This is a genomic window from Bradyrhizobium sp. AUGA SZCCT0177 (assembly GCF_018130125.1).
Lineage (GTDB): Bacteria > Pseudomonadota > Alphaproteobacteria > Rhizobiales > Xanthobacteraceae > Bradyrhizobium.
This window is the reverse complement of the sequence record NZ_JAFCMA010000011.1, coordinates 214,595-237,766: the sequence shown is the minus strand read 5'-3', so window position 1 is coordinate 237,766 and position 23,172 is coordinate 214,595. Positions and strand designations below refer to the sequence as shown.

At 63.1% G+C, this 23,172-nt stretch carries 20 protein-coding genes; 9 read left to right on the top strand and 11 right to left on the bottom strand.

The features are described from left to right. Positions 1-578 precede the first annotated feature (578 nt). Positions 579-1,592 (bottom strand): formamidase, encoded by a 1,014-nt coding sequence (locus JQ597_RS15635; RefSeq protein WP_212265150.1) that lies wholly within the window; start codon positions 1,590-1,592, stop codon positions 579-581. 173 nt (positions 1,593-1,765) lie between these two features. On the opposite strand from JQ597_RS15635, the gene JQ597_RS15630 reads away from it, so the two are divergent. Next, positions 1,766-2,476 (top strand): cysteine hydrolase family protein, encoded by a 711-nt coding sequence (locus JQ597_RS15630; RefSeq protein WP_212265149.1) that lies wholly within the window; start codon positions 1,766-1,768, stop codon positions 2,474-2,476. Here the strand turns inward: JQ597_RS15630 and JQ597_RS15625 are convergent. Genes JQ597_RS15625 through JQ597_RS15615 form a run of 3 tightly spaced genes read right to left on the bottom strand, consistent with a single transcriptional unit; the run spans position 2,463 to position 5,541 of the window. After that, complete coding sequence (locus tag JQ597_RS15625; protein ID WP_212265148.1) at positions 2,463-3,287, bottom strand: carbohydrate ABC transporter permease; 825 nt, start codon at positions 3,285-3,287, stop codon at positions 2,463-2,465. The two genes, JQ597_RS15630 and JQ597_RS15625, sit on opposite strands and share 14 nt — an antisense overlap. After that, positions 3,284-4,207, bottom strand: coding sequence for a carbohydrate ABC transporter permease (locus tag JQ597_RS15620; RefSeq protein ID WP_502752891.1), 924 nt, complete (start codon positions 4,205-4,207; stop codon positions 3,284-3,286). The genes JQ597_RS15625 and JQ597_RS15620 overlap by 4 nt, the downstream gene beginning before the upstream one ends. 5 nt (positions 4,208-4,212) lie before the next feature. Beyond that, positions 4,213-5,541 (bottom strand): ABC transporter substrate-binding protein, encoded by a 1,329-nt coding sequence (locus JQ597_RS15615; RefSeq protein WP_212265146.1) that lies wholly within the window; start codon positions 5,539-5,541, stop codon positions 4,213-4,215. Positions 5,542-5,838: 297 nt separating this feature from the next. On the opposite strand from JQ597_RS15615, the gene JQ597_RS15610 reads away from it, so the two are divergent. Together JQ597_RS15610 and JQ597_RS15605 are read left to right on the top strand one after the other, a co-directional pair. Continuing rightward, the gene (locus tag JQ597_RS15610; protein WP_212265145.1) at positions 5,839-6,858 is read left to right on the top strand and encodes an alpha/beta fold hydrolase; all 1,020 of its coding nucleotides are present in this window, start codon (positions 5,839-5,841) and stop codon (positions 6,856-6,858) included. A 34-nt stretch (positions 6,859-6,892) separates the two neighbouring features. Next, positions 6,893-7,861 (top strand): fatty acid desaturase, encoded by a 969-nt coding sequence (locus JQ597_RS15605; RefSeq protein WP_212265144.1) that lies wholly within the window; start codon positions 6,893-6,895, stop codon positions 7,859-7,861. Here the strand turns inward: JQ597_RS15605 and JQ597_RS15600 are convergent. Further along, a complete protein-coding gene (locus JQ597_RS15600; RefSeq protein ID WP_212265143.1) occupies positions 7,848-8,459 on the bottom strand; it encodes a TetR/AcrR family transcriptional regulator in 612 nt (203 codons plus the stop codon). The two genes, JQ597_RS15605 and JQ597_RS15600, sit on opposite strands and share 14 nt — an antisense overlap. 39 nt (positions 8,460-8,498) lie before the next feature. Beyond that, positions 8,499-9,356: a VOC family protein gene (locus JQ597_RS15595; RefSeq protein ID WP_212265142.1), complete on the bottom strand. Its 858-nt coding sequence runs from the start codon at positions 9,354-9,356 to the stop codon at positions 8,499-8,501. 73 nt (positions 9,357-9,429) lie between these two features. Here JQ597_RS15595 and JQ597_RS15590 point away from each other — a divergent pair, with 73 nt between their 5' ends. Then, positions 9,430-10,797 (top strand): NAD(P)/FAD-dependent oxidoreductase, encoded by a 1,368-nt coding sequence (locus JQ597_RS15590; protein ID WP_212265141.1) that lies wholly within the window; start codon positions 9,430-9,432, stop codon positions 10,795-10,797. A gap of 19 nt (positions 10,798-10,816) precedes the next feature. On the opposite strand, the gene JQ597_RS15585 is transcribed toward JQ597_RS15590, so the two are convergent. The 4 genes from JQ597_RS15585 to JQ597_RS15570 all read right to left on the bottom strand — a co-directional run bounded on the left by JQ597_RS15585 (position 10,817) and on the right by JQ597_RS15570 (position 15,995). Then, positions 10,817-12,454: an ABC transporter ATP-binding protein gene (locus JQ597_RS15585; protein ID WP_212265140.1), complete on the bottom strand. Its 1,638-nt coding sequence runs from the start codon at positions 12,452-12,454 to the stop codon at positions 10,817-10,819. Further along, positions 12,451-13,281 (bottom strand): ABC transporter permease, encoded by an 831-nt coding sequence (locus JQ597_RS15580; RefSeq protein WP_192734916.1) that lies wholly within the window; start codon positions 13,279-13,281, stop codon positions 12,451-12,453. The genes JQ597_RS15585 and JQ597_RS15580 overlap by 4 nt, the downstream gene beginning before the upstream one ends. 4 nt (positions 13,282-13,285) lie before the next feature. After that, the gene (locus JQ597_RS15575; protein ID WP_212265139.1) at positions 13,286-14,263 is read right to left on the bottom strand and encodes an ABC transporter permease; all 978 of its coding nucleotides are present in this window, start codon (positions 14,261-14,263) and stop codon (positions 13,286-13,288) included. 115 nt (positions 14,264-14,378) lie between these two features. Beyond that, positions 14,379-15,995: an ABC transporter substrate-binding protein gene (locus tag JQ597_RS15570; protein WP_212265138.1), complete on the bottom strand. Its 1,617-nt coding sequence runs from the start codon at positions 15,993-15,995 to the stop codon at positions 14,379-14,381. A 429-nt stretch (positions 15,996-16,424) separates the two neighbouring features. On the opposite strand from JQ597_RS15570, the gene JQ597_RS15565 reads away from it, so the two are divergent. Next, the gene (locus JQ597_RS15565; RefSeq protein WP_192734913.1) at positions 16,425-16,724 is read left to right on the top strand and encodes an HU family DNA-binding protein; all 300 of its coding nucleotides are present in this window, start codon (positions 16,425-16,427) and stop codon (positions 16,722-16,724) included. 143 nt (positions 16,725-16,867) lie between these two features. Here the strand turns inward: JQ597_RS15565 and JQ597_RS15560 are convergent, their stop codons facing one another. After that, on the bottom strand, positions 16,868-17,647 hold the full coding sequence (locus JQ597_RS15560) for an SDR family oxidoreductase (RefSeq protein ID WP_212265137.1): 780 nt from the start codon (positions 17,645-17,647) through the stop codon (positions 16,868-16,870). A 284-nt stretch (positions 17,648-17,931) separates the two neighbouring features. Here JQ597_RS15560 and JQ597_RS15555 point away from each other — a divergent pair, with 284 nt between their 5' ends. From JQ597_RS15555 to JQ597_RS15540, 4 genes are all read left to right on the top strand, one after another. Next, positions 17,932-18,777 (top strand): CmcJ/NvfI family oxidoreductase, encoded by an 846-nt coding sequence (locus JQ597_RS15555; RefSeq protein ID WP_212265136.1) that lies wholly within the window; start codon positions 17,932-17,934, stop codon positions 18,775-18,777. An 81-nt stretch (positions 18,778-18,858) separates the two neighbouring features. Continuing rightward, positions 18,859-20,094 carry an MFS transporter gene (locus JQ597_RS15550; RefSeq protein ID WP_212265135.1) on the top strand — a complete coding sequence of 412 codons (1,236 nt, stop codon included), beginning with the start codon at positions 18,859-18,861 and terminating at the stop codon, positions 20,092-20,094. A gap of 72 nt (positions 20,095-20,166) precedes the next feature. Continuing rightward, positions 20,167-21,483 (top strand): aspartate aminotransferase family protein, encoded by a 1,317-nt coding sequence (locus JQ597_RS15545; protein WP_212265134.1) that lies wholly within the window; start codon positions 20,167-20,169, stop codon positions 21,481-21,483. A 22-nt stretch (positions 21,484-21,505) separates the two neighbouring features. Next, entirely contained in the window at positions 21,506-23,170 is a 1,665-nt protein-coding gene (locus JQ597_RS15540) for a hydantoinase B/oxoprolinase family protein (protein WP_212265133.1), read from the top strand. Positions 23,171-23,172: the final 2 nt, after the last annotated feature.

The following is a 23,172-nucleotide window of genomic DNA, read 5'->3' as shown; positions in this document are numbered from 1 at the left end:
AGGGCGTCGGCCGTCGTCACGGACGTTGGACGGGTTGCGGTGGACGCTGGTTTACGCCTCGACGACGGCGTGGATAAGCGTACGGCAAAACCGTGTGGTCCTGGCGCCCGTGGCAGGCGTCAAGCTGTCGGAGAAGCGCAAGCGGGAACGGCAGCGACGGAGTCAACCAAGAACTCGTCTCCGGGGAGATCACGGCATAAGCCGTAAAGCCATTGCGCAGGGAAGGCCGGGTGTTCTCCGCTGCCCTGTATGCTCGTGTGCAGCTTTCTTTGCACTATTCGCACACGAGACCGCGGGTGCAGCGCGCACCCGGTCTTCCCTGCGCCCTCTCATGAGAGGGCAAGGAATTTCTGGCAAACCTCGGGCGCAATGCGTCGCGAGAATGCGAAGGTGCGTTTGGATCATGGTGCCAACAAAAAACACCGCTGTCGTCCCGGGCTTGACCCGGGACCCATAACCACAGGAAGAAAGTTTGCGAATGGTCTCTGTTACCGGCTCCTCAACGAGAGATCACGCGGTATGGGTCCCGGGTCAAGCCCGGGACGACGGTAGTAACGCCGGGACGACGGCGTGAGCAATCACTCCGCCGCCTTCGCCGTTTTCCCGAACATCCTAGTCGGCGCCGGAAAACCGCACGACGTGCCGTCCGTCACCTTGACCTGATCCTCCCACGGAAGCCGGAACGTACCCGCCACCATGTCCTGCATGAACGTATACGGGCAATCCATCGCGCCACCCTTCACCGCGACATAGCCGCGGTGCCAGAGCTGGTAGATGTTGTTCTCGACGCCCCAGTGGATCCGCGCCTCGCGCACCAGGTCAGGGCGGACTTCGGCGGTGATGATCTCGTCGGCGCGGCCGGTGGTGCCGTGGGCGATGATGCTGCCGTCGAAATTCACGATCATGCCTTCGCCCATGGAATCGAACGAGCCGTCGGAGCCGCACATGCAGACGTTGGCGGTCACCATCAAATTCTGGAAGGAATTGGCCTGATTTGTAAAACGCCAGCTTTCGCGGATCGGCGCGGTGTAGCCGGCGGTGCGGATCATGATCTCCGCACCCTTGTAGGCGCATTCGCGCGCCATCTCCGGGAACATGCCGTCATGGCAGATGATCAACGCGAGCTTGGCGCCTTTCGGACCCTCGATCACGGGAATGCCGATATCGCCGGGCTCCCACGGCTCGACCGGGATCCAGGGATGGAATTTCCGGTAGTAGAGCTTGATCTCGCCGTTGTTATCGATGATCAGGCCGGAATTGTAGGGATTGCCGTTCGGGTTGAACTCCATGATCGAGAAGCAGCCCCAGATATTGTTGTCGATACAGGCCTGCTTGAAGGCGGCGACCTCCGGTCCATCGAGCCGGCACATGATCTCGGGATTGGTATCCATCGACAGGCCGTGCAGCGAATATTCGGGAAATACGACGAGATCCATGGTGCCGAGATTGCGCCGCGCCTTTCCGACCATGTAGACGATGCGCTCGGTCTGCCGCGCGAGGTCCGCCCTGGTCACGACAACAGGCAATTGCAGTTGAACCAGCCCGATCACGACGCCTTCCGGCGATTTGTTGAGACCTCCAAGCCCGTTCATGTGTTCCTCCCGAATTTGTGGCGCTGCGGCAGACCGCCGGCGTTTCGACGTTGCGATACCGCGATATTTAGCAACAAGCGTGCCAACTCATTGCCGGCTTGCGCAAGAATTGTACAATGGCATGCGCCTTGCTTAATCTCACCGGAAATTACTCTCGGTCGGGCGCTTGCATCATGACGAACTCAAAGGGGCCATCCATCGGCAAGGTCGCCGCCGAGCCGGAGCCGATCGCGCTTGAGTGGGCGGCGACCGCGCTTCTGATCATCGACATGCAGCGCGACTTCATGGAGCCCGGCGGCTTCGGCGAGACGCTGGGCAATGACGTGTCGCAGCTGGCGCGCGCGGTGAAGCCGATCGCTTCGGTGCTGTCAGCGGCGCGCGAAACCGGCATGCTGGTCATCCACACCCGCGAGGGACATCTGCCCGACCTGTCCGACGCGCCGCCCGCCAAGGTCGAACGCGGCGCGCCGTCATTGCGGATCGGCGATCCCGGACCGATGGGGCGGATCCTGATCCGCGGCGAGGCGGGCCACGACATCATTCCCGAGCTCTATCCGCTCGACTCAGAGATCGTGATCGACAAGCCCGGCAAGGGCGCGTTCTACGCCACCGAACTCGGCGACATCCTTGAGAAATACGGCATCGAGAATCTGCTGGTGTGCGGCGTCACCACGGAAGTCTGCGTCAACACCACGGTGCGCGAGGCCAACGATCGCGGCTATCGCTGCGTGGTGCTGGCCGACGGCTGCGCATCCTATTTTCCGGAATTCCATGAGATGGGCCTGAAGATGATCAAGGCCCAGGGCGGTATCTTCGGCTGGGTCACCAATTCGTCTGCGGTACTGGAAGCGCTCGCACCGGAGCTTGCAGCTAGCCGCCTTTGACGGCGCCTGCGGTCAGCCCGGCCACGATCTGCCGCTGCGCCAATACCGTGAGCAACAGGACGGGGAAGGTCACGATGAGCGCGGCCGCCGCTAGCGGTCCCCAGCTCAACTGGTCGAACGAAATCATGTTGTAGACCGCGACGGGCAGCGTGCGCGTCTCCCGTCCCGCCAGCACGATGCCGAACACGAAATTGTTCCAGGAGAAGATCACCGCGAGAATGAAGGCAACGGCAAGCCCCGGACGGGCAATCGGCAGCGCCACGTGAAGGAACACCTGCCAGCGTGTGGCGCCGTCGATCAGGGCGGCTTCCTCGAGCTCCAGCGGCGTGGTCTCGAAATAGCCGATCATGATCCAGATCACGATCGGCACCGTAACCACGAGGTGGATGATGATCTGCGGCACCAGCGTGCCGAGCAATCCGAGCCACTGGAACAGAAGAAACAGCGGGATGAGATACGACAATCCCGGCGTGATGCGGGCGATCAGGATCACGATCGCGGATTTATGCGCCGCCATCCGCGCGATGCCATAGCCTGCGGGCACGCCGACCAGCATCGCGAGCCCGGTCGCGGTGCCGGTTACCACGAGGCTGTTGATGAAATAGGTCAGAAAGCGGTTGGAGGCGAGCACTTCGGCGTAATTCTTCCAGGCAAAGCGCTCGGGGAAAAACACCGGCGGGTAGGCGGCGTTGTCGACTTCGAACTTGACCGACAGCGAGGCCATCCAGAGAAAGAACAGGATCGCGGGTGACACTACCACGAAGATCGCAAACCACAGCCCGATCTTGCCGAGGATCTGACGCAGACTCATGCTCCGCTCCCGATCTCGGTCCACATCGTGCGTTGGCGCAGGTGCAGCATCAGCGCCGCCATGGCGACGATCAGCAGGAAGAAGATCACCGCGATCGCCGATCCATAGCCGAGGTCGTAATAGATGAAGGCGACGCTGTAGAGATAGAGGTTGATGGTCTCCGACGCCGAGCCGGGCCCGCCTTGCGTGATGGCGAAGATGATGTCGAAGCTCTTGACCGCATCGATCATGCGGATCATGCCGGCGATGAACAGGAACGGCGTGATCAGCGGCAGCGTGATGTAGCGGAACACCTGCCAGACGCTGGCGCCGTCGATCTGCGCGCTTTCATAGGGTTCGGTCGGGATCGCGGCGAGGCCGCCGAGCACGATCAGCATCACCAAGGGAGTCCATTGCCAGGTTTCGACCAGCACCAGCGAGGGGATCACGGTGCCGGGATGAAACACCCACAATTGCGGCGGCAGGCCGACCAGCGACAGCAGATAGTTCAGTATGCCGAGCTGCGGGTGGAACATCATGGTCCAGACCAGCGCGATCGCCACCGGCGTCGCCATCATCGGCATGATGAAGACCCCGCGCAGGAATCCGCGGCCGGGAAATTTGGCGTGAAACACCACGGCTGCAAAGGTGCCGAGGATCAGCGGCAGCAGCACCGACAAGGCGGTGTAAAGCAGCGTGTGTCCGACCGCTTCGACGAAGCGGGGATCGTTCGGCATTCGAACATAATTGGCGAAGCCGACAAAGGTGGTCGGCGAGCCGACCTTCCACTCGTTGAGGCTCATCCAGATCGTGAACACCCATGGGAACACGATCACGGCGAGCACGACGACCAGCGCCGGCACCACGAACGGCCAGTAGGTCGGCGGCCGCCATTCCTGCCCCGGCGCGGGATCAGCCGCGGCCGGAGTGACTTCTGCTATTGCCTTCACGCTTTTTCACTGCGCTCCAGGATCGGGCGGAACTGCTCATGAGCCTTCTTCAGCTCCGTCGCGGGATCAGCACCAGAGAGAGTCGAGGTGAGGGCCGCGCCGACGAGATCGCGGAATTCGGCGACCGGAATGATGACGGGCAGGCCGAGCTTGCTGATCTTGGCGGAATCGATCACCGACTGCAGCCATTCCTTCGGCATCTTGACCCCGCTCTGTATCTCGGGGTCGTTGAGGATGGAGTTGCGGAACGGCACGCCGCCGCCGGCCTGCAGCAATCGCGCGCCTTGCTTCTTCGAGACCGCCCATTGGCACAAGAGATAGGCCGCTTCCTTGTTCTTGCTGGCGGCCGCGATGCCGATGCCGTCGCCATAGGTTGCCGAATATTGTCCCTTGGATCCCTTGGGCACGACGGTGTAGCCGACCTTGCCGACGATGCGCGAGGCGGCCGGGTCTTCCAGCGGCGGCGCCCAGCCGACGCCGTCGATCCACATCGCCGAGCGGCCCTGCGTGAACGAGGCCATCGACTCCATCCAGTTGAAGCCGGCGACGCCGGGAGGCGCGACCTTGGTCAGCAGCGTCTGGTACAGCTTGGTGGCTTCGATCGCCTCCGGGCCGTCGGTCAGGATGCCGCCCTTGGCATCGAGGAATTCGCCGCCGGCGTTGAGGAAGAAGTTGGTCCACAGCGTCATGTTGGCGTTGCGCAGGCCGCGCCCGACGAAGCCGAAGGTGCCTTCCTTGGCGTCGGTGAGCTTTTCGGCGGCCGCGACCATCTCGTCGAAGGTCTTCGGCACCGCGACGCCCTTCTTCTGGAACAGCTCCTTGTTGTAATAGAGGATGAAATAGTCGACCGACCACGGCAGGGAGTGCATCTGTCCCTTGTCGTTCTTGGCGTATTGCAGGCCGCCGGCCGAGAAATCGCTTTCGACCAGGTCGGGCGCGGTGAGGTTCGGGTCTTTCATGTAGCCGGAGATGTCGGCGAGCCAGCCGGCCTTCTCGAACTGGCGCTTCTGCACGTGGTAGCTGACATGAACCACGTCGAAGCTCGGCTTGCCCGAAGCAAGTTCGATCACGGCCTTCTGGCGCTGCTGCTGCTCGGGGATTTGCTCCGATTCGACCTGGATGCCGGTGAGTTCGGTAAATTCCTTGATGTTCTTTTGAAAATTGTCGCCGCGCGGGCCCTTGGCGAGGATCACCTCGAGCTTGGTGCCGGCGTATTTTTTCCACTGTGGTTCGGCCGCGCGGGCCGGAAAGCCGGTCAGGCTCAGCGCGCCTGCGGCGGCGGTGCCGGCCAGAACGGCACGGCGCGAGATCAGATGATTCTTCATTGTTTTTCTCTCCCTGGGTCGGCTTGTTTTGCGGCGATAGTAACGTCCGTGCGTGGCCTGCCTAGCCCCCTTCGTGCGGTATTATGGTGGAAGGGGCGAGGAGCCGAGGCGGCGGTTCAGCCGCGGGCGTGCCATCGAAGCAATTCGTTGCTTGCGACCGCACCGTCAAACCGTGTTCCTGCAATGGCAAGAGGCGCGTTACCGGCGATGGCCCACGCCTTCGCAGCGCGGGCTTGCAATCGTATCTATATAATGTACTATTAGTACAGTTAATGTCGAGGCACCGGAGCCGGGCAAATGACGACCAGCGGCGACTATCAGGTCTTCGAGGCGGGCGACGTCCCGCTTCAGTCTGACGTCGTGTTCCCTTCCATGCGTCTCGCCTACAAGACCTATGGCAGCCTGAATGCGCGGAAGGACAATGTGATTGTCTATCCGACGTCGTTCAGCGCGCAACACTTAGACACCGAATGGCTGATCCAGCCCGGCGGCATCCTGGATCCCGAGCGCTACTTCATCATCATTCCGAATCTGTTCGGCAACGGCCTGTCTTCGTCACCGTCCAATACCGACGTGACGCCATTTCCGGCGATCAGCTATCACGACGCGGTCGCGGTTCAGCGCCGGTTGCTGGTGGAGCAATTCGGCATCGCGAAGATCGCGCTGGTCTATGGCTGGTCGATGGGCGGCATGCAGGCCTACCATTGGGCGGCCTGCCATCCCGACATGGTGGAACGCGCCGCCATCGTCTGCGGCAGCGCGCGGTGCTCGCCCTATAATCACGTATTTCTGGAGGGCGTGAAGGCGGCGCTGACCACGGACCCCAATTTCAGGGACGGCCGCTTCGCCGCCAAACCTTCCGCCGGCCTTCGCGCGATGGGGCGCATCTATGCGGGCTGGGCGATGTCGCACGCCTTCTACCGGGATGAAGTCTGGCGCGAGGCAGGATTCAACTCGCTGGAAGACTATTTGGCAGGCTCGTGGGATATCGCCTTCTCGAGGCGCGACGCCAACGATCTGCTCGCGCAGATCGGCATCTGGCAGCGCGGCGACATCAGCCAGTGCCCGGAATTTGGCGGCGACATTACCCGCGCGCTCGCAGCGATCAGGGCGCATGTGCTGTTGATGCCGGGGCAGACCGACCGTTACTTCGACGTGCGCGACAACGAGGCCGAGATCGGCAAGCTCGTCAATGCGAGGTCGGCCGAACTTCACCCCATTCCGTCGATCCACGGCCACCGCGCCGGAAATCCGATCAACTACCCTGCGGATCGCGCATTCATCAACGCCGAGATATCGGCGTTCTTAAAACGTTGAAAAACAGAACCCATCCAATGAGGCGTTTGCAACCATGAACATCGTGACGTCAGTTGAACCAAAACTCCGGGAGAAGCCGCTCAGTCCCGCGATGCTCCGCGAACTCTCGGAACGATCGGATCTTCGAGGCGCGGTTCGCACCGTCAGCCATTACGGCGCAATTGCCATCGTCGGGACCCTGATATGGCTGGTCTCGTCGAATTACGGATTGGCGTGGGCCTTGCCGCTGATCGTCGTGCAGGCCTATCTGGTGGCATTCCTGTTCATGCCGATGCACGAAACCGCCCATAAGACCGCGTTCCGCAGCCGCGCGTTGAATCTCGTTGTCGGCCATCTGTCGGCCTTCATGATCGCGCATCGCTACGAATATTACTGCCTGTTTCATTGGGACCATCATCGCTACACGCAGGATCCCGACAAGGATCCGGAGTTGATCGTCGGCCCCAAGCCGTCCTCGGACACGCAACTCGCGATCGCCTATAGCGGGCTTGTTCAGATCGCCGGCCGTGAGGCGCTGATGCTGCGTCACGCCCTGACCGGCAAGGTTGCGCTGCCCTGGATTCCCGAGAACAAGCGCCACATCATCGTGCGGGAAGCGCGCCTCTATCTCGCGGGTTACATAGCACTGCTGCTGATCTCGCTCGCGCTGCATACCGCTATCCTGCTCTGGGTCTGGATCGTTCCGCTGCTGATCGGCCAGTTGATCCTGCGGCCCTACCTCTATGCGGAACACACCGGATGCGAACGAACGCGCAGCGCCTTCGACAACACCCGCACCACCTATACCGGCACCGTGATGAAGTGGTTCGCATGGAACATGCCCTATCACGTCGAGCATCACGCCTACCCGTCGATACCCTTCCATGCGCTGCCAAAATTGAACCGGATTGTCGACGACCGGATTGCGTTCCGGGGGCAGGGCTATCTGGCCGTGACGCGCGAGACGTGGGCCTGGTTCCGCCGCGAGCGGCGCAAGCACGTCGATGGTGTCAGCGGCTCTTGATGATCAGCAGGGTGTCGACGAGATTGCGGGCTTGCGCCGGCGAGATCGGTTTGATGCCGAAGATGTAGCGATAGAACAGGCTGCCGTAGATCGCGTCATACAGGTCTTCCGGCGCGCCCGCCGCTCCGATGCTGCCATCCTGCTGGCCGGCAGCGATCAGTTCAACCAGGGCTGTCCTTCGGTATTGCAGATAGCGCTCGTAGAAGATTTCCGCCGACCCGGTGTTCGAAATGCATTCGGAGATCACCGCGAGCTGTACCTTGCCGAACTCACCCTGCAGCGCCTTCGCATAGGCGGCGGCGTGGCTTCTCAGGCGGTCTGCCGGCGTGCCGATGCTCGGCAGCGGCAGCATCAAGGAAGCATGGTTCAGGAACGCATCAATCAGCAGCGCCTCGCGCGACGGCCACCATTTGTAGATGGTCATCTTCGAGACGTTCGAATCCCGCGCCACCGCATCGATGCTGGTGGCGGCAAGGCCCGTGGTTGCCATCAGGGTGTAGGCGCTCTGCAGAATAGCGTTGGTCGTCTCGGCGGAACGGGGGCGGCCACGGCGGGTCGTTGCCGTGTCGCCGTCCGGTTCGCCCTTGCCCTTCGCCATGATCCGGCTGTCCCCTGATACAGCGACAAGCGCGGTCGGCTACGCCTTGACAAAGGCGAGCAGGGTGCCGTTGCCCGCGGCAGGTGGCACGATCACGCCGCCACCACCGTTGCGAACCCCGGTTGCGCCAAGCGCCTTCTCGGCTGCGGTGACGTCGGCCTCAATCACCAGTCCCGCGCCGCCACGCTCGGGCAGACCGTTCAGCGATACCTCGGGGTAACGCTTGCTCAGTTGATCCCTGGTCAGGAACACGAAGTCGGCGCGATCGGAGCCTGAGGGTACTGCGATGGCGCCGTCCTGCTCGGTTCTCGCGTCGCGATCGATCATGCGCGACATATGCGCGGCGTCGTTGGCGGGTTCCGGCGAAACGATCAGCACCTGCCGCAGTCGTTTGGCACCATTGGCATGCTTCATCAGTTCGGGAATCCACACCGTCTCGCGCGTCTTGTGCTGGCAGGCGAAGATGCGCACGCCGCCCGGCGCTTCCGCGGTCGGCCATTGGAACGTCCGGAATTTTGCCGCCGAGAGGGTGCCATCGGGCATCGTCACCGGCCGCTCGAAATCGGTCGGTCCAACCGGCGGATAGCCGCGCGCGCGGATTTCTTCGGCGCCGTCGGCGGAATCCACCGCGGTAAAAGCGATGCGTTCGATGCCCTCGCCGCGCTTTTCCAGAAACGCGCGCGCCGGAGCATTATGTTCTGTCGGCGTCAAGACACCGAGCAATTCCATATAGTCAGGGTCGAACATGATGGTGTAATTGCCCGATCCCATATGCGCGCTGTGGGTGCCGCGCGGCGACACCGTGAAGCCGAGCCGCCTGTAATTTTCAGCTGATTTGTCGAGGTCCTTCACCATGACCACGGCGTGATCGATTCCGATGACGTTCTTGAGTGCCACTCTGCTATTTCCCCGGGCTGATGATGCGTACTAAGCTAACCATTCGATCTGCCGCCCGCAAGAAAGGATCACGATGAATAGCGCCGAAGTCCGCTGGCCGCCTTCGCTGTGGGCAGCAGTGACGCCGTCAGGGCCTAAGCTTCCGGAATTGACCGGGACGCAGCAGGCCGATGTGATCGTGATCGGTGCGGGCTTCACGGGGTTATCGACGGCGCTACATCTGCGCGAGGCCGGGGTCGATGTCGCGATCGTGGAAGCCGCAGAGCCGGGATGGGGCGCGTCGGGTCGTAACAACGGCCAGGTAATTCCGACGCTGTCGCGGCCCGACCCGGAAGACATCATTGCCAAACACGGCGTGGTCGGCGAGCGCTTCGTCGGAATGCTGCGCGATAGCGCGTCGACGCTGTTCGAGGTGGCGCGGCGTTACAAGATCGAGGCCGAGCAGGAGGAGGCCGGATGGGTGCAACCGGTGCATTCACCGGGCCGCATCAAGATTGCGGAAAGGCGTGTGCGGCAATGGTCGAAGTTCGGCGCGCCGGTTGAACTGCTGTCGCGTGAGCAGGCGCGCGACATGACCGGGTCGGATGCATGGTACGGCGGCTTCTGGAACAAGACCGGCGGCCACATCAATCCGCTGGCGCTGGCGCGCGGGCTTGCACACGCGGTGCTGGCCCTTGGCGCGCGTATCTACGCCCGTTCGCCGGCAATCAGTTTCGAGCGTCGCAGCGATCGCTGGGTGGTAAAGACCGAAAAGGGCGAGATCAGCGGCCGTGCGCTGGTGGTTGCGAGCAACGCCTATAGCGGTGAATTCTCGAAATCGCTTGTGCCCGACATGGCACACGAGGTGATGCCGGTGCTGTCCTGGCAGATGTCGACGCAACCGCTGTCGGACAATGTCCGCAAGACGATCATCCCCGGCCGGCAAGCGCTCTCCGATACCCACGGCGAATTGTATTTCGCGCGCTATGACGCGCGAAATCGCCTGATTACCGGCGGCGCCGTGCTCGGCCCCGGCAACAAGGTCGAACGGATCAAGGCTCTTGTGACGGAACGGCTGCAGCGGCTGTGGCCACAGATCGGCGAGGTCGCGTTCGATTATGTCTGGAACGGTTATGTCGGGATGACGGCGGACTTCTTGCCGCGCATCCACAAACTCGGGCCCAACGCCTATGGCTGGACCGGCTGCAACGGCCGCGCGGTCGCGCTGACGATCCCGCTTGGCAACGAATTGTCAAAGGCGGTCCGCGGCGTGCCGGAAAGCGAACTGGCGCTGCCGTTCACGGAACCGGTGCCGTTCGTGATGCACGGAGTGCTGCGCAAAATCGCCCCCTGGATGCTGGTGCTCTACCGGCAGCGCGACGCGCAGGAATTGATGAAGGGCGATCGTTTCGAGTTGCTCCAATGGGCGGAGTATTTTCTCGCCTCGCGCCGGCCGCAGTGACCGCTGAGCAGCGATCGTTCTAGCTGACGATCAGGGCGTCGCGCTTGCGCGTGAAGTCGCCGCCGGGGATCGAAGCCAGCAACGCCTGCGTATAGGGATGCTGCGGGTTGCCGAACACTTCGCCCGCGAGGCCTTGCTCCACCACGGCGCCATCCTTCATCACGGCGACGAGATCGCAGATTTGCGCGGCGACCCGCAGATCATGCGTGATGAAGACGATGGAGAGACCGAGCCGCTGTCGCAATTCGGCGAGCAGCTTTAGCACCTGCGCCTGCACCGAGACATCGAGCGCGGAGACCGGTTCGTCCGCGACCAGCACGGCCGGCTTGAGCGCGAGCGCACGTGCAAGACCAATGCGTTGCCGCTGGCCGCCCGAAAATTCATGCGGAAACCGGTCGCCGGCGGAAGGATCGAGCCCGACCAGCGCAAACAATTCCCGCGCATCGGCGATTGCCTTGGCGCGCGGCGTGCCGTGCACGATCGGTCCCTGCGCCACCAGTTCGGCCGCCTTGCGGCGCGGATTGAGCGAGGCGAACGGGTCCTGGAACACCATCTGGATGTGACGGGTCTCGCGGCGGACGTTCTCACGCGACATCTTCGCCCAGTCGTTGCCCTCGAGCAGGATCGCTCCCTGGTCCGGATCGATAAGCCGAACGATGCAGCGCGCCAGCGTCGACTTGCCTGATCCGGACTCGCCGACGATGCCGAGCGTCGCGCCTCTGGGCAGGGAGAGCGATACGTCCTTGACCGCGGGCGTCACGCGCGCGCCGCGGCCGAGGAAACCGCCGGTGCGGTAGGTCTTGGAAACATCCGATATCGTCAAAATGTTCTCGGTCGAGAGCGCGCGCGGCGGCGGCGCCTTCAGCGGCGGCACGGCGGCGATGAGTTGCTTGGTGTAGGCATGCCTGGGATCGTTCAGCACCGTAGTGGCCGGGCCCTGTTCAACGATCGCGCCGTGCTGCATCACCACGACGCGGTCGGCGATCTCGGCGACGACGCCGAAATCATGGGTGATGAACAGCACCGCGGCCTTCCGTCGCTGCTGCAGGTCACGGATCAGCTTCAGGATCTGAGCCTGCGTCGTGACATCGAGCGCGGTGGTCGGCTCATCCGCGATCAGGAGCTTTGGGTCGAGCGCAAGCGCCATCGCGATCATCGCGCGCTGCCGTTGGCCGCCGGACAGTTCGTGCGGATAGGCCTTCGCCGCGACCTTGGGATCGGGGATCCGCACGTCGGCGAGCAGGGCCAAAACCCTGGCGGCGATTTCGGCCTTGGACAGTTCGGTGTGGATAGAAAACATCTCGGCGATCTGATCGCCGATGGTGCGCAGTGGATTGAGCGCGGTCATCGGCTCCTGGAAGATCATCGCAATGCCGGCGCCGCGCACCTGGCGCATTTCGGCGACGGTGGCGGAGGCGAGATCGCGGCCCTCGAACATCACCCGGCCGCCGTCGATGGATACCTCATTGGGCAGCAGGCGCATGATGGCGTTGGCCATCATCGATTTGCCGGAGCCGGATTCGCCGACCACGCAGAGGATCTCGTCCGATGCGATCGACAGCGACACATCAGACAATGCGTGCCGCCGATCCGCGCCCGCCGGCAGGCGGACGCCGAGGTGCTCGATCGAGAGGACGGTGTTCGGCGGCTCGCTCATCGGCTCTTCAGCCTCGGATTGAGCGCATCGTTGAGGCCCTGGCCGACCAGCGACACGGCGAGCACCGTGACCAGGATGGCGATGCCGGGGATCGCCGAAACATACCATTGCACCCGCAGCACATCGCGGCCGAGGCCGATCAGGTTGCCCCAGGACGCCACGTTGGGATCGGACAGGCGCAGGAACGCCAGCGCGCTCTCCAGCAGGATCGCGACCGCCATCACCACGCTGGCGTAGACGATCACCGGCGGCAACGCGTTGGGCAGGATTTCGCCAAGGATCAGCTGAATGTCCTTCATGCCAAGCGTGCGGCCGGCCTGGACGAATTCGCGGTTGCGCAGCGACAGGAATTCGGCGCGGGTGAGCCGCGCCGGCGCCGGCCACGACACCACGCCGACCGCGATGGTGACGGTGGTCAGGGTCGACCCGAACACGGCGACCAGAACCAGCAGCAGCACGAAGTTCGGCAAGGTCTGGAAGGCCTCGGTGATCCGCATCAGCACGGTATCGACCCAGCCGCCATAATAGCCGGCGAAAGCGCCGACGAAGATGCCGATCAAAATCGCAATCGCCGTGGCGACGCCGCCGATCAGCAGCGAGATCCGCGCGCCGTAAAGAATCTGTGCGGCGATATCGCGGCCGGAATTGTCGGTGCCGAGCAGGAAGCGCGGATTGGAGAACGGCCAGATCAGGGGCCGGCCGGCCAGTGCGAGCGGATCGCGCGGATAGAACCAGCCGGCGCTGACCGCCATTGCGATCACGATCAGCAGCAACACCAGGCCTGCGACAGCGGCGGGACTGCGGAAATAGCGTTTGACCGCATCCATCGTTCTACCCTTCCGCCGAGATGCGCGGGTCAAGCCGCGCATAGAGGAGATCGACGGCGAAGTTGACGACAATGACGAGGAGGGCGGAGACGAACACGATTCCCAGCAGGGTATTGAGGTCGCGCTGCACGACCGACTCGTAGGCCAGCCGTCCGAGCCCCGGCAGCGAGAACACGCTTTCGACCACCACCGACCCGCCCAGCATGGTGCCGGCCTGCAGGCCGATCAGCGTCACCATCGGGAGGAGGGCGTTGCGCAGCACGTGCCGCGTCACCACGCGGGTCTCGTCGAGGCCCTTGGCGCGGGCGGTGCGGACATAATCGAGGTTGAGCACCTCCAGCATCGAGGCGCGCATGATGCGGAGGTAAATCGCAAGGAAAATCAGTCCGAGCGTCAGCGTCGGCAGCACGAGATGCTGGGCGATGTCGATGGTGCGCCAGATACCTACTTGCACCGTGCCGATATTCTCGAAACCTCCGGGCGGCAGCCATTGCAGGTAGACCGAGAACACCACGATCGCCATCAACCCGAACCAGAAGGAGGGCGTGGCGTAGAACACGAGGCCAAGCGTCGAGATCAGCGTATCCGGCCAGCGGTTGACACCACGCGCCGCGATCACGCCGAACAACAGACCGAAGAAGAACGCAAAGGATAGCGACGCCGTCATCAAAAGAATGGTCGGCGGCAGCCGCTCCAGGATGACCGAAGCCACCGGCTTGCCATAGATCGAAGAGAAGCCGAGATCGAGCCGCACCAGGCGCCAGAGGTAGTTGCCGAGCTGGGCCGGCACCGAGAGGTCGAGGCCGTAAAATTTGCGCAGCTCGCGCGCGGTTGCGGCGTCGCCGCCGCCCATCTGCGCCATCATCGCATCGACGGTGTCGCCCGGCGCGAACTGCAGCAGCAGAAACACGCCGATCAGGATCAAAAACAGGGTCGGGATCGAGGCGGCGAGCCGTCGCCCCGCAAGGCCTAGGATGCGCATGGACCTATCTATAGCGTTTTCAAGCGAGGTGGACACCGGTTCGCGCAAGGAAAACGCGTCAAAACAAGAGCGACGCTGGTTCTGATTTAATCAGAACCAGCCTGCCGATAAGATGTCAGGAGGAAAGCCAAAGATCGTGCCAGCTCGACGAGCCCCAGCGCGGGGTGTTGGAGTGGTTGCGCGCCTTGGCCGAGATCACGGTGACGAAAATCTGCTCGATCGGCATCCAGACCGGCAGCTCGGTATTCACTTCCTTGACGAACTGGGCGTAGAGCGCCTTGCGCTTGGCGGGATCGACTTCCGTGGCCGCATCGTCGATGGTCTTGTCGACGGTTGCGTCCGTCCAGTTCCACTGGTTGGTCCAGGGCGCGCCCTTGGGCTGGCCGGAGCGATACCAGACCGTGGTCGAGACCGCAGGGTCGTTGCGGTACTGATGCCAGCCGGTCGCGAGATCGAAGGCGTGCTCGTCATAGACCTGCTTGAGGAAGCCGCCGCCATCGTTGCGCACGATCTCGACGGGTATGCCGATCTCGCCCAGGGATTGCTGGATAAAGGTTGACCACAGCGAGATGTCCTCGCCCCACGGCGCCGGCAGCAGTTTTAGCGAAAACCGCGTGCCGCCAGCGCCTGCCTTGAAGCCGGCCTCGTCGAGCAGTGCCGCGGCCTTGGGCTTGTCGTAGGGATATTGCGGCGTGTTCGGTCCGGGATAGAAATCCGTCGACGTCGAGGGGATCGGGCCGGTGCCGAGCTTGGCGAAGTCGCCGAGGAAGTTGTCGATGAAGAACGGCACGTTGATCGCGTGCGCGATCGCGCGGCGGACCTTGATGTCGGACAGTTCCTTACGGCGGAAGTTGAACTCGAGCGTGTTGGTGCGGGCGTTACCTTCATTGCCCTTGGTCGAAACGACGAAGCGCTTGTCCTTGGCGAGCCGCGCCATGTCCGAGATCGTGAGGCCCGAGAACGGGCTGTAATGCAGTTCGCCGGCTTCCATCTGCGCCGCCGCCGCGGCGCGATCGGTGATCACGCGCCAGACGATGCGATCGAGATAGGGCGCGTTGGGGCGCCAGTAGTCCGGGTTGCGGTCGGCGATGACATATTGCCCGCGCTCGTACTTGACGAACTTGAACGGGCCGGTGCCGACAGGCGCGAGATTGGTCGGGTTCGGGCGGATGTCGCCGCTCTCGTAGAGATGCTTGGCCGAGATGTAGCCGAGGTCGGGCAGCGCGCGCAGCAGCAAATTGAGCGGCATCGGCCGCTCATAGCGGAAGATTGCGGTCTGCGGATCGGGCGTGTCGACGGCGGTGAGGAACAGCTGCAGCGTCGAGCCGTAATTGAGGATCTTCTTCCACATGTTCATGGCGGTGAATTCGACGTCGGCCGAAGTGAACGGCTTGCCGTCGTGCCAGGTGACGCCCTTGCGCAGCTTGAAGGTGACGGTCTTGCCGTCGGGCGAGGCTTCCCAGCTCTCGGCGAGTACGCCGACGGGTTTGCCGTTGGTGTCGAGGTCAACCAGATTTTCCTGAATCTTGCCGCTGATGATGTAGACGCCGGTGGACGCCTGAATGCTCGGATTGAGCTGGCGCTGCTCGGCGCCGTAATGAACGTTGAACACGCCGCCCTTCTTCGGCGTTTCCTGCGCGAAGGCCCGCATCGGATTGATGACATTGGCGGCAATCGCGGCTGATGTCAGCAGCGCGGTGCGGCGATTGATCTCGAGGCGGGTCAAATCCATGCGAAACTCTCCGAAAGGTACATCAGGCGGTGCGCCGTTCAGCCGGCGGCGGGCTCTCCTCGATGCTACGATGGAAGGGGAACTGGAGTCATTTTCTAATCGCCGCCCGGTTCGGAAAATCCTTCCGGAAATCCGGACGTGCGCATCAGCGTTGCGATCGCCGCCGTTTTATTCGGCACCAGAACCAGCGCTCGCCATGACGGCGATCAGGCGCGGGGAGTGGCCGGAGATCGTCGAAAAAGGCTGTCTGACAAGGCATTTCGCCGCATTCAACCGGTTTAATGCACCGCCAAAGCCTTAAAAACTAGCCTATTTCCCGCGAATCAGTGCAAGTCAAATAGCGATATAGTTGTGCAGAATGTCGAAAAGCCTGTTTTTTTAGGCAATTTCCGCCATATCGTGCCTCTTCCAGAATCAAATGGAGCAACCATGGCTACCCAAATGTCTAAGTCGCAGCTGATCGAGAAGATCGCGACGTCCACCGAAGTTTCGAAGAAGGAAGTCAAGGGCGTGATGGACGCGCTCGTTGACGTCGGTCACAAGGAGCTGAAGAAGAACGGGGTGTTCCTCGTCCCCGGCTTCGCCAAGTTCGTCGTGGTCAAGAAGCCCGCGACCAAGGCTCGCAAGGGCACCAACCCCTTCACGGGCGAAGAAATGATGTTCAAGGCCAAGCCGGCGCGCAAGATCGTCCGCGCCCGCCCGGTCAAGGCCGCCAAAGACGCGGTGTGATAGCGAAAAGGCCTCCGGCGACGGAGGCCTTTTTTGCTCGGGCCATAGCGTTTTCGAGCGAAGTGGTCACCGGTTCGCGCAAAGAAAACGCGTCAAAATAAAACCGGGATTCCGGTTCTGAACCTATCAGAGCCGGGGTGCCGCTAGACCACCGGCGACCGGCCGCCATCGACATTGATGGCCGTGCCGGTGATGTATGATCCCTGCTCCGAGGCGAGGAAGCAGGCGAGGTTGGCGAATTCCTCCGCCGTGCCCATCCGCCCGAGCGGGACGCCCTTGGCGAGGTCGCGGGTGAAAGCGTCAAAATCGGTATCTGGCGCCTTCTGGGCGTGCCGCTTGACCCATTGATCGCTCACGATCAGCCCGACCAGCATCGCATTGACCAGAACGTTGTGCGGGCCGCCTTCGTTCGCCATGGCCTTGGTCAGCGCCATGCCGGCCGCCCGGGAGACCGAGGTCGGGGTTGACGCGGCAGCCGGCGCCTTGGCTCCGATGTTCAGCACGTTGATGATGCGGCCCCATTTGCGCGCCTTCATGCCCGGCCAGACCAACCGGCTGAAACGGATCGCGGCGAACAGTTTCAGGTCGAGGTCGTCCTGCCACATTTCGTCGGTCACGGTCTCGAACGCCATCGCGCGCGAGGTGCCGGCATTGTTGACGAGGACGTCGACCGGGCCGAGATCGGCGGCGATCCTGTCATGGGCCTTGGCAATATCCGCCGCCTTCGAGACGTCGCAGACATAGTCGCGAACCTCGACGCCTTCCTTGGCGAGTGCCTCGCGCGCGGCCTTCAAGTCCTGTGCGCCGCGCGCCAGGATCGCGACCTTGGCGCCGGACTCGGCAAAGCGCCGCGCGACGGCGAGCCCGATACCCTTGCTGCCGCCGGTGACGGCGGCAACGCGGCCCTTCATGGTGACGTCCATTTTTTTCCTCCCTGGATGCGGCGTCTTTGCCACCGCTCAGTGCTGTAACGCCATACGGGCCGGGAGGGTAGTTCTCCCCGGGCATGGCGAGGCTTGCGTTTTGCGGTCTGACGAACCCGTGAAGCGCAGAAATATCCATCCGGGAGAGCCGGTGCGCGCGACAAGGATCTTTCGCGCTTCGCACCTGCGGGAACGGCAATCTTGCTATTTGCAGCGCGGCCTTGCGGGGGAGGCCCGGCGAGCCAAAATCAAATCGAACCAACAATAGAGTCCAGGAGAATGCCATGGGCCTGCAGCAAGCAAAACTCGAGTCGCTTCCCTTCGTCACCAGCGAGCTCAACTACCTCGCGCCCACCCCCGGAAAGCCGCGCACCTACGCCTTCGATCCGCCGCCGGGCGAGCCCAGATCGACGGCGCTGCCCGAACCCCATCAAGTTCCGATCTTCGACGCCCGCCTGATCGCCGGCAGTCTTTCGCTGGACCGCGAGGGTTTTGCCCTGGTCCGGCACCCGACCAGCGTCCGGAATTTCTACGACGAGAAGGAGGTGCGGAACGTCTACTATCCCGCCGCTGAGGCTTTTCTCCGCGCAACGCTGAAAGCCGATCGCGTCGTGATATTCGACCATACCGTTCGCAAGCGCGTGGAGGGCGCGGCCGATGTGCGGGGAGCGGGCCCGCGCCAGCCGGCCACGCGGGTCCATGTCGACCAGACCGATCTATCAGGCGCCAATCGCGTTCGTGAGCATCTGCCTGACGAGGCGGACGAACTCCTGAGGGGCCGGGTCCAGGTGATCAATCTGTGGCGGCCGATCCGCGGACCGCTGCGCGATGCGCCGCTCGCGATGCTGGATGGCCAGACCGTCGCGCCCGGCGATCTCGTCGCCTCCGACCTGATCTATCCGAACCGGCAGGGCGAAACCTATTCCGTGAAGTACAACCCCGACCATCGCTGGTACTACATTCCGGAGATGACCGCGGACGAGGCGCTGCTGCTCAAGTGCTACGATTCCGCCACCGACGGCCGCACGCGATTCGGGCCGCACACCGCCTTCATCGATCCAACGACGCCGAAAGACGCCGCGCCGCGCGAAAGCATCGAGTTGCGGACGCTGGTGTTCCACAAGCACTGATCGCCCGCCGGGAATACCGATTGGTATTCCCGGCGTATCGGTGTTACGCCCGGCTGCAACAAGGCCGGGAAGAAACGGAACATGGACGGCGGCAAGGCCGACGACGCGGATGTCAACATCCGCGCATTGATTTTTGCGCTTCTGGCGCTGGCCTGCGGTCACATGCTGTCGACCCTGCTGCGCACGATCCCGGCCGTCAGCCTCGACGTGATGGCCGCGGATTTCAAAACGTCGCCGCAGGTGCTGGCGAGCCTGACCTCGATCTATCATTTCGCGTTCGCCGCATCGCAGATTCCGGCCGGCGCCGCGATGGACCGTTTTGGCGTCCGGCCGGTTTCCCTCAGTCTCTTGATTGGTACCATCGTTGGCGCGCTGGCATCGGGCCTGGCAACGGGGCCGGAGAGTTTTCTGTTCGGACAATTCCTGCTCGGGGTTGCGAACTCGGGCATGCTGATGTGTCCGATGACGCTGGCCGCAAAGCAATTGTCCCCGGGGCGGTTCGGCCTGTGGTCCGGACTGATCCTGTCGATCGGCAATATCGGCATGCTGCTGTCGTCGAGCCCGCTCGCTGTTGTCGTCGAACTCTGGGGATGGCGGGCAGGGTTCTGGATTTCCGCCGCCTTCGGCGTGGCGGTAGCGCTGGCCGTCTACGCTCTGGTGCCGAACCAGCGGGCTGAGCATGCCGATCGCTCGTCGCCGCTCTCGCAGATGGCCAGTGTCTTGCGCATCGGCCTGTCGTATCGGCTGCGCGGCCTGATTGCCATTGCGCTGGTCTCGCTGGCGGCCGTGCTGGTGTTGCGGGGATTGTGGGGCGGGCCGTGGCTGATGGAGATCAAGGGGCTCAGCCGGATCGGCGCCGGCAACGCACTTGGACTGTTCACGATGGCGCTGATCATCGGGCCGGCTCTGATCGGTATTTTCGACCGAAGATTTGGCCATCGCCGCGAAGTGCTGGCGGCCTCGCATTTCCTGGCTGCGCTGCTGCTCGCCTTGATGGCGGCGGGCGCATCTCATTTTCCGATCTCGGTCCTGTTCGGCGTTGCGGCGATGCCGGCTCAGTATGACACCGTCCTGCTCGTGTTGATCGGTTTTGCAATGTCGGCCCAGCCGCTGGTGTTCGGCATGACGCGGCAACTCGTGGACCAGCAGAATACCGGCAAGGCGCTGTCAGCGATCAATCTGGCGTTCTTCCTGGGAGCGGCGCTGATGCAATCGGCAACCGGCGTGGTCGCGGCGCTCCTTGGACTACCTGCCGTGCTGCTGTTCATGGCCGCGGCGCTGATCATCGGGACAATGCTGTTTTTGCTGTATACCTAGCGGACCGTTTCCGGTTTCCGTCATAAGCGGCTACAAGATCAGGCTGAAGTTCTAGCGCTGGTGGAAGATCGCATGTATCCGGATCCAAATTCCTCGTCGCAAAAAATGTACAACCGCGCACTGGCGAGCCTGCCCGGTGGCAATACGCGCACCACCGTCTTCATGAAACCGTATCCGATCTACGCCGCGCGCGGCGAGGGATGTCGGGTGTGGGACCTCGATGGCAACGAGTTTATCGATTGCATCAACAATTTCACCTCGCAGATTCACGGCCATGCACATCCTGTGTTGATCAAGGCCGCGACCGCGCAACTTGCGCTGGGATCGGCGTTCGGGATGCCGACCGAATCCGAGGTCGACCTTGCCGAACTGCTCGCCGCGCGATTGCCGTCGGTCGACCAGGTGCGGTTCTGCAATTCAGGCACCGAGGCTGTCATGATGGCGCTGAAGGCCGCCCGCGCCCATACCGGCCGCCCCAAAATTGCAAAATGCGAGGGCGCCTATCATGGCTCCTACGATTATGCCGAGGTCAGCCTCGATCCGACGCCGGAAGCCTGGGGCCGCAACGCGCCGGTGTCCGTCGCCTATGCCAAGGGCACGCCCGACAATGTGCTGGCCGATGTCCTGACCATTCCCTTCAATGATACCGAGGCCGCGGTCAGCCTGATCCGCGAGCATGGACCTGAACTCGCCTGCGTCCTTGTCGATCCCATGCCCAATCGCGCCGGGCTGGCGCCGGCCGATCGGGCCTATCTGGAGGCGCTGCGCAAGGTCACGCGCGAGGTCGGTGCGTTGCTGATTTTCGATGAAGTCATCACGTTCAGGCTCGGCTATCGCGGCGCGCAGGGTCTGTTCAATATCGACCCCGATCTGACCACGCTCGCAAAAATCATCGGCGGCGGGTTTCCGGTTGGCGCGGTGTGCGGTCACAAGGAGTTCATGGCCGTGTTCGATCCCCGTTCGGGCAAGCCTGCGCTGCCGCATGGCGGCACATTCTCTGCCAATCCGGTGACGATGCGCGCCGGTATCGCGGCGATGGAACTGCTGGACGAGGCGGCGTTCGCGCGGCTCGATGCAATGGGGGAGGCGGTTCGATCAGGGATCGACGCGGCGTTCCGCCGCCACAATGTTCCCGGCCGCACCGTCGGGCTCGGGTCGTTGCTGAAGATACATCTCGTCGATCGTCCGGTGCGCGACTATCGCTCGGCCTATCCGACCGAAGCGGAAGCCGGGCGTCAGGTGGTTTTCAACCAGGCGCTGCTCAATCGTGGCGTGCTGGCGGCGGGCAATGGATTGATGGCATTGTCGACCCCGATGACGGATGCCGATATACATGCGATCATCGATGCCGTATCGGGCGCGATATCGGAAGTGTCGGCCTCGCTCTAGATTCAAGAACAACAAGGCAAGAATGTCCGCCAAGATCGATCCCATCACACGGTCCGTCGTCCAGCATCGGCTCAGTTCGATCGTAAAAGAGATGGGCGAAGCCATGCTTCGCACCTCCTATTCGCAGATCCTCAATTCCAGCCGCGACTTTTCGTTAGGGATTTGCGATACGCGCGCCCGCCTGATCGCCCAGGCCGATCATCTGCCGGTGCATGTCGGCGCGTTGCCATGGGCGACGATCGCGGTGGAGGAGCGGTTCAAGGACGTCAAGCCAGGCGACGTCTTCCTGCTCAACGATCCCTATTATGGCGGCAGCCATCTGCCTGATCTCACGGTCTTCGTGCCGGTGTTCGACGGCGACAAGCGGTTGCTCTGGACCATCGTCCGCGCCCACCAAAGCGATATCGGCGGCGCCACCCACGGCGCCTACAATCCCGGGGCAACGGAAATCTGGCAGGAGGGCTTGCGGATTCCGCCGATCAAACTTTCCGAGGCGGGGCGGCCGCGCGAGGATCTGCTCGAGATGCTGGCTCTGAACGTGCGAAACCCGCGCGAATTTCGCGGCGACCTTGCCGCGATGCTGGGCGCGGCGCATCTCGGCGAACGTCGCGTCGCAAAACTGTTCAGCGAATTCGGCGCGCCGGTCGTCGAAGCCGCGATCGAGGCAATTCTGGACGCAACCGAAGCGCAGACCCGCGCCGTGGTCTCGACCTGGAAGGACGGCGTCTTCCATGGCGAGGCGTTTCTCGACGATGACGGCCACGGCCGCACGGATATCCGCATCGCGGCCAAGGTCACCAAGAAGGGCAGCGATGTCGAGGTCGATCTGACGCAGTCCGATCCGCAGTCGACCAGTTTTGTCAATTCCTCGCATGCCAACATGCAGGCCGCGGTCGCGATGGCCTTTGCCTATCTGATCGACGCTGAAATTCCCAAGAACACCGGCGCGCTGCGGCCGCTGAAGGTGATCGCCAAACAAGGGACGATTGTCTGGGCCGATCCGGGCCGGCCGGTGACCTTGTGCACCAGCCATCCCTCCAACGAGATCGTCGAAGCGATTGTGAAGGCCATGTCCGCCTCCTGTCCGGAGCGCGCGATGGCCGGATGGAGCCGCAGATTCCGGATCGCGATTCAGGGCGAGGATCCGCGTACCGGAAAGCAGTTCATCTGGCATTTGTTTCAGGCTCGACCGGGCGGCGGTGCTTCGTCCGGCGGCGACGGTTACTCGTCGATCGGGGAATGGCACAGCGTCGGTGGATTGAAGTTCGGAAGTATCGAGGTCGCCGAGGCGCGCTTTCCGTTGCACTTCCGCCAGCATGAATTCCGCGAAGGCTCCGGTGGCGACGGACAGTTCCGCGGCGGTCTCGGCGTTGCCCTCGATCTGGTGCTGGAGACCGCAAAGCCGTCACGCGGCAACACCGCGGGCGACGGCGCGCGCCATGGTCCCTGCGGCATGCTCGGCGGCGAGGACGGCGAGCCGCATCATTACCGCCTGCTGTCCGAAGGCCGCGAGCCGCGCGTGTTGCGCACCAAGGAAGTCGGCATCGAGCTCCATCCCGGTGATTGCCTCGAGATACGCTCCTCCGGCGGCGGTGGCTGGGGGCCACCGTCGAAACGTTCAGCGGAAGCGCGGCGGCGCGACGCCGAGCAGGGATTGACCAGTGTTTCCGTGGAGCGACGTGGCTGACG